This window comes from Streptomyces sp. NPDC058864 (assembly GCF_042742985.1).
GTDB lineage: Bacteria > Actinomycetota > Actinomycetes > Streptomycetales > Streptomycetaceae > Actinacidiphila.
The window spans coordinates 14,050-20,054 of sequence record NZ_JBHYMQ010000052.1 but is presented as its reverse complement, the minus strand read 5'-3'; the positions used below and the strand labels follow the sequence as shown (position 1 = coordinate 20,054).

The window sequence follows — 6,005 nt, the reverse complement described above, 5'->3', positions numbered from 1 at the left end:
GGGGCGCGGGCGGGGCGGGGGCCCCGGCGTTTGCACCGGGGGGCCCTACACCCGCCCCGCCCCCCCGGGCGGGGGCCGGGCGCGTTCGCGGGCCCCCCCACCCCGCGCGTCGTGGGCGTTATCAGGTCAATCCCCGTAAGGCACCGGTCTTTGCCGCTCCACGGGGTACACGCGGGCACAGACGGCCGGAGCAGCCCGGCCCATGCCAGCCAGGAGACACCGATGAGGGAGGACCGCCGGCTCACCGTCCGGGAACGAACGGCTCTCGACGGGATCGAGCGACTGCTCCGCCATGAGGACCGCGCCCTTGACCGGCGACTGCGCACGATGCGCATCCGCATCCCCTTGCGGGAGGCCGCGGCGCGTTTCGCCCGGTGGCCACGCGCCCTGCTGGTGACCTTCCTTGCAGGTGCCACGCTGGCCCTGCTGCTGTCGGCCACGCTGACCAAGTCCCCTCCGCTGGTCTGGGTGGGTGCGGCCTCATGGGTCGTCACCCTTCTCGCCGCCACGTGCCCGGTGCCGGTTGGGAAGCGCATCCGACGGCGGAACCAGGTGGCGTGACGCGTTGTCGGCGGACAAAAGAGTGGCCGGGGTTCGAGGGCTGCGAGAGCCGCGATGGCGGTGCGGTCACCCCTGCCCAGGCGACGGGGCCAACGCGGGTGCAGCCGGAAAGCTAGCACCGCGCCCGCAGGGTTCAGCATGTCGGCCGCGGCCCCCGTACGCGCGTCGTATGTCGCCAGGAGGCGGACACCCAGCCGCGCCGCCGCTGATGACGAGATTGGGGTCCTGCTTGCTGGTGCGTCAGGCCGGGACGGCGGAGTCGTCGTGGGGGCGAGCGCCAGGCAGGTGGAGGCGGGCCGCGAGCAAGGCTGCGTCGATGTCGCTGGTGCCGGTAGCCACGCACAGCGTGTACGAGACGTCGTCGAGCCGTCGGCGGACCTCGGGGGCCTTCGGGTTCAGCAGGCGAAGCGTCTGGTAGCGGTCGATCAGGTCGTTCAGGACGGCGGGGTGGGCCATCAACACGGTGTACTCCTCAGTCGAAGCTGGTGTTCGGCCGTTGATTGACCGACTTCCCGGCCGTCTGCGACACATGCCGGCGCTTCAGGGCAGTGGTGTGCCGCCCGTGGCGTTGACGACTTCCGCCGTGATGTAACTGGCGTGCTGGGAGGCGAGGAAGACGTAGGCCGGGGCCATCTCGGCCGGCTGGGCGGGTCGGCCGAGCGGGGACTGCTTGCCGAACTCGGTGGTGTCCGGGAGGGTCGCCGGGATGAGCGGGGTCCACACCGGTCCCGGGGCCACCGCGTTGACGCGGATCCCCTTGGAGGCGACCATTTGTGCCAGCCCCTGCGTGAAGTTGACGATCGCCGCCTTCGTCATGGCGTAGTCCAGCAGATGGGGGCTGGGCTTGTAGGCCTGCACGGAACTGGTGTTGATGATCGAGCCGCCGGCGGGTAGGTGCTCGAGGGCAATCTTCGACAGCCAGAACATCGCGTACAGGTTGGTCTTGAGCACCCGGTCGAACTGCTCCGTGTCGATCGCCCCGATCCCGTCCGGCTGTGACATCTGGTACGCGGCGTTGTTGACCAGGATGTCAAGCCGTCCGAATTGCGCGAGTGCAAGGTCGATCACCTCGCGGCACTGCTCCTCTTCGCGGATGTCGCAGGACAGGGCGACGCCCTTGCGTCCGGCGTCCTCGATGAGTCCGACGGCGGTGTCCGCGTCCGCCCTCTCCTCGGGCAGGTGCGTGATGAGCACGTCCGCGCCTTCGCGGGCGAAAGCGAGCGCGACGGCCCGGCCGATCCCGGAGTCGCCACCGGTGATCACCGCGGCCTTGCCCTCCAGGCCACTGCCTTCATACGAGGTCTCCCCGTGGTCGGGGGGCGGGTCCATCGGCCCCGTCCAGCCCGGATGCGGCTGGTCCTGCGCGGGGAAGTCCGGCTGCGGATGGCGGCTGACCGGGTCCTCGTTGGACGTCATGCGGGTTCCTCCGTCACTTGTCGATCGCAACTCGGATGGAGCGCACCTTCTGGTCGGCGGCGTCCGGGACGACCATCCCGGCCTCGACCCCCGAGCGCAGGTAGTCCAGCACGTGCCGGTTGAGACGTTCGCCGGGCAGGGCGGCAGGGATGCCGGGCGGGTAGGGCGTGAGCATTTCGGCGGTGATCCTGCCTTCGGCCTCCGCGATCCGGATCTGCTCGGTCTCGCCGAAGAAGGCGTCGCGGGGCAGCACGACCTGTTCCAGGGTGAGCTCCGCCGGGCTCGGGACGTCCACGGGCGGTGCGGGACGCAGCTCGCCCACGTGGTCGACGAGGTCGGCCAGGGCGGTGACCAGGACCTTCGTCGTGTCGTCGTTGTCGGCGTGGGTGAGCTGGGCGCTGATCCGGCGGTGGTCGCTGACGTGGAGGTTCACCCCGTGGTGGGAACGCAGCCAGTCCGCGGCCCGGTATCCGGTGACCCTGAGCGCGGAGATGTCGACGATCACCTGAAGCGGGTCCATGTCGGCGGCCCTGTTCGGACCGCAGAAGTCGTCCCGGCCGTGCACGTGGTAACCGTCGAGCTGCTCGATCTGGCCGCGCAGGGCGTCGGCCAGGAGGAGGGCCCGTTCATAGAGGGCGTGACCCTGCTCCACCATCTGGCGGCGCCAGCCGTCCAGGGCGGCGTAGAGCAGCACCGACGGGCTGGTGGTCCCCAGCAGGTCCTCGCGGGCCTTGAGCACCGCGGGGTCGACCAGGTCGCCTTGGAGGTGGAAGACCGAAGTCTGCTCGAGGGCGGAGCCCATCTTGTGCACGGAAGTGACGCACACGTCCGCTCCGGCGTCCATCGCCCAGGTCGGCAACGAGGGGTGGAAGGGCAGGTGCGCTCCCCACGCCTCGTCCACGACGAGGGGCTTGCCGTGCCAGTGGCATTCTTCCGCTGTCGCGCACAGGTCCGCGCAGGTGCCGTACGGGGTGGGGCTGGTGACCAGGGCGCCCTTGGCATCGGGATGATCCCTCAGGGCGGCTGCGACCGACTGGGCGGACGGCGGGTGGGCCAGGTGGAGGTCCGGATCCCACTGGGGGCGCACCCAGACCGGCTCTTGGCCGGAGAGGATCAGCCCCGAGATGACGGACTTGTGGGCGTCCCGGCCCACGACGAGCTTCTCGTGCGGTCCCGCGACCGAGAGCATGGCCGACTTCACCGACAGCGAGCTGCCACAGGTGGAGAAGAACGTGTGGTCCGCTCCCACGGCGTCCGCCATGAGCTCCTGTGCCTTCTCCAGGACTCCGTGCGAGGAGGTGCGGTCGTCGAGTCCGCTGGTGGCCAGGATGTCGCAGCGGAAGACGGACTCTCCCAGCGCCTCCAGGACGCGGGGATCGGTGCCGCGGCCCTGTTTGTGACCGGGCGGGGTGAATGGTGTCTGACCGGTCGCGTGGTAGGCGGCGAGCGCCTCCAGGACCGGCGCGTGCGAATGGTCCATGATCTGCGGCTGCCCGCGCCCTCCAAGGGGAAACGCCACAGGGGGCGCGCCGCGGGTCAGCGGCCGCGGTGCCCGGTCCGCGGCTCCTGCGGGTCGACCCCGCTGAACTCGGACGTGTCCTTTGTGCCGCTGGGACGCCCGGAGGGGCCGCGGTTGCCGGTGTCCTGGATCTGCCGCTTACCCGTCTTGCCGGCCCGCTCCTCACCGCTGCCCGACACGTCGTGTGCCGGCGTGCCGGTCGTGGACTCCGCGATGTCCTTGGGTGACGGTTCGCGGTTCTTCCCGCCGGGTGCGTAGGTGTCCGGGTGGAACGAACGGTGGCCGCTGGGGTTGTCCTGCTGCTTCTCCGCGTCCACGTCCGTGGCCCAGCCGTGCTGGTCGTCGCCCTCGTGGCGACTCGGCCCCTCGCCGTGCGGAGGATGCTGCTTCTTCGTCATCGCGCTTCCCTCTCGAAAAGTGCCTTCCACGCATTTACTGCCTTTCGGGGCGCGTGCCCCGTCAGCGGCGGCTCATGCCTGCGCGATGCCGCGCGCGAGGGCGGGTAGGCGTCCGGTATACGCCCGGGAGGCCACCGATGGACGAGCCCATCAACCAGGTGTACGCCCGCATCGCGGAACAGCTCGCCGCCCGCGCCGGGCCGCTGTGGGAGGTGGCCTCGACGCTCTACCAGAACCCGGAGCTAGCGTTCGAGGAACACAGGGCGGCCCAGCTGCTGGCCAGCCACCTGGAACGGGAGGGCTTCTCCGTCCAGCGCGGGGTGGCCGGACTGCCGACGGCTTTCCTAGCGGCCGCAGGTGACGGCGGCGCCCCGCGGGTGGCCCTGCTACTCGAGTACGACGCCCTGCCCGGCCTCGGGCACGCGTGCGGCCACAACCTCATCGCCGCAGCGGGGCTCGGTGCAGGGCTGGCAATTCACGGGGCCCTGCATGCGATCCCGGGATCGCTGCTCGTGGTGGGGACGCCGGCGGAGGAGCGGGGTGGCGGAAAGGTCGTCATAGCAGAGGCGGGTGTCTTTGACGGGGTGGACGCGGCCCTGATGTTCCACCCCGGCGTGTACAGCTGGTCGTGGGCGCCGCTGACGGCCTCGGCCCAGGTCCGGGTCGCCTTTCACGGCCGGGCGGCCCATCCCACTGGCAACCCGACACAGGGCGTCGACGCGCTAGCCGCGCTGATTCAGTTCTTCAACACCCTGCCGGTGCTCAGCAGGCGCCTGCCGCCCGGCTCGCACGTGCAGGGCATCGTCACTGAAGGCGGCCGGGCCACGAACGTTGTCCCCGACTACGCAGAGGGACTGTTCGGGCTGCGCGGGGCTACCACGACCGCTCGAAACGAGCTGGCAGAAAGCCTGACAGAGTGCGCGCAGGGCGTGGCGCGGGCCACCGGCACCCGGGCCGAGGTCTCCCTCGTCGACGCCGGGTACGACCACTTCCGCAACAGCGCCGTCCTGTCCTCACGGTTCGCCGCCCACTTGGCCCGGGCCGGCCTGCAGGTGGGCGAGCCGGTGCCGGGCGTCTACCTGGGCTCCTCGGACGTCGGCGCGGTCAGTAACCGCTTGCCGACCATCCATCCGTTCGTGGCGATCGACGGTCCCGGCGGTTCTGACCACACCCCGCGGTTCGCCGAGGCCGCAGCCGCTTCCCGGGGCCGCGAGGTCATGATTGCCGCCGCGGAGGCGCTGGCCTGCACCGCCGTCGACGTCCTCCTGGAGCCGGGCGTCGCTGACGCCGCCTGGGCCGCGCACCGTTGTCCGGATGGCTGACGAGAGTGGCGTGCCCCGCGTGCGAGAGGGAAGCCGCCCACCGAGAGGACAACCACGGCATGCCGAAACGGAAGGGAGTCACGTGATGGGACACGGCGGAAACGTCATCGCAGAGCTCACGGCCGACCACCGCGAGGTGGAGGAGTACTTCGCCCGTCTGCGGGCCCTGCCCCCGGGTGACAAGGAACGCCGGAACGTGCTCGACGAGGTCACCATCGAGCTGGTGCGGCACTCGGTGGCCGAGGAGATGTACCTCTACCCGGCCGTCCGGGAGCACCTCCCCGGAGGCGACGCCCTCGCCGACAAGGAGATCGAGGAGCACGCCGAGGTGGAGCAGGTCCTGAAGGACCTGGAGGACGTCGACATCGACGACGCCCGCTTCGACCAGCTGGTGGGCAAGCTCGTCACCGACGTCACCGCGCACGTCCAGGAGGAGGAGCGGCAGCTCTTCCCGAGCCTGGCGCAGGCCTGCACTCCCGAGCAGCTCAATGAGCTCGGGGACAAGGTGCGCAGCGCCAAGAAGGTCGCCCCGACCCGGCCGCACCCCAGCGCCCCGGACACCCCGCCCGCCAACAAGCTCCTGGCACCGGGTACCGGGCTGGTGGACCGGGCCCGCGACTTCGTCACCGGCCGCGGCAAGTCCTGACGCGGCCGGCCATGCTGTGGGGGGGGCCCACGCGGTGGTTGAGGGGGGGGGGCGCCCACCGGCAGGAGCCTGCGGCGGGGGGGCCGGGGGGGGGGGGGGGGGGGTTGAGGTTGGCCCGGGGCGAAGGGGGGCCGCCGCGGCCG

7 protein-coding genes are annotated in these 6,005 nt (G+C 71.2%); 3 read left to right on the top strand and 4 right to left on the bottom strand.

Going from position 1 to position 6,005, the window contains the following annotated elements:
- The first annotated feature begins 222 nt into the window (after positions 1 to 222).
- Positions 223 to 561, top strand: coding sequence for a DUF3040 domain-containing protein (locus ACFW3D_RS30145; RefSeq protein ID WP_500509302.1), 339 nt, complete (start codon positions 223 to 225; stop codon positions 559 to 561).
- Positions 562 to 801: 240 nt separating this feature from the next.
- Here ACFW3D_RS30145 and ACFW3D_RS30140 read toward each other — a convergent pair whose 3' ends face one another.
- The 4 genes from ACFW3D_RS30140 to ACFW3D_RS30125 all read right to left on the bottom strand — a co-directional run bounded on the left by ACFW3D_RS30140 (position 802) and on the right by ACFW3D_RS30125 (position 3,894).
- Positions 802 to 1,023, bottom strand: a complete 222-nt coding sequence (locus ACFW3D_RS30140; RefSeq protein ID WP_500509300.1) for a DUF5133 domain-containing protein — start codon at positions 1,021 to 1,023, stop codon at positions 802 to 804.
- A gap of 78 nt (positions 1,024 to 1,101) precedes the next feature.
- The gene (locus tag ACFW3D_RS30135) at positions 1,102 to 1,977 is read right to left on the bottom strand and encodes an SDR family oxidoreductase (protein ID WP_500509298.1); all 876 of its coding nucleotides are present in this window, start codon (positions 1,975 to 1,977) and stop codon (positions 1,102 to 1,104) included.
- Positions 1,978 to 1,990: 13 nt separating this feature from the next.
- Positions 1,991 to 3,457, bottom strand: coding sequence for an aminotransferase class I/II-fold pyridoxal phosphate-dependent enzyme (locus ACFW3D_RS30130; protein ID WP_500509296.1), 1,467 nt, complete (start codon positions 3,455 to 3,457; stop codon positions 1,991 to 1,993).
- Positions 3,458 to 3,513: 56 nt separating this feature from the next.
- Positions 3,514 to 3,894: a hypothetical protein gene (locus tag ACFW3D_RS30125; RefSeq protein ID WP_500509293.1), complete on the bottom strand. Its 381-nt coding sequence runs from the start codon at positions 3,892 to 3,894 to the stop codon at positions 3,514 to 3,516.
- 137 nt (positions 3,895 to 4,031) lie between these two features.
- Between ACFW3D_RS30125 and ACFW3D_RS30120 the strand changes: the two genes are divergently transcribed.
- Both ACFW3D_RS30120 and ACFW3D_RS30115 read left to right on the top strand, forming a co-directional pair.
- Positions 4,032 to 5,216: an amidohydrolase gene (locus ACFW3D_RS30120; protein WP_500509290.1), complete on the top strand. Its 1,185-nt coding sequence runs from the start codon at positions 4,032 to 4,034 to the stop codon at positions 5,214 to 5,216.
- An 85-nt stretch (positions 5,217 to 5,301) separates the two neighbouring features.
- A complete protein-coding gene (locus tag ACFW3D_RS30115) occupies positions 5,302 to 5,862 on the top strand; it encodes a hemerythrin domain-containing protein (RefSeq protein WP_500509287.1) in 561 nt (186 codons plus the stop codon).
- The last annotated feature ends 143 nt before the right edge of the window (positions 5,863 to 6,005 follow it).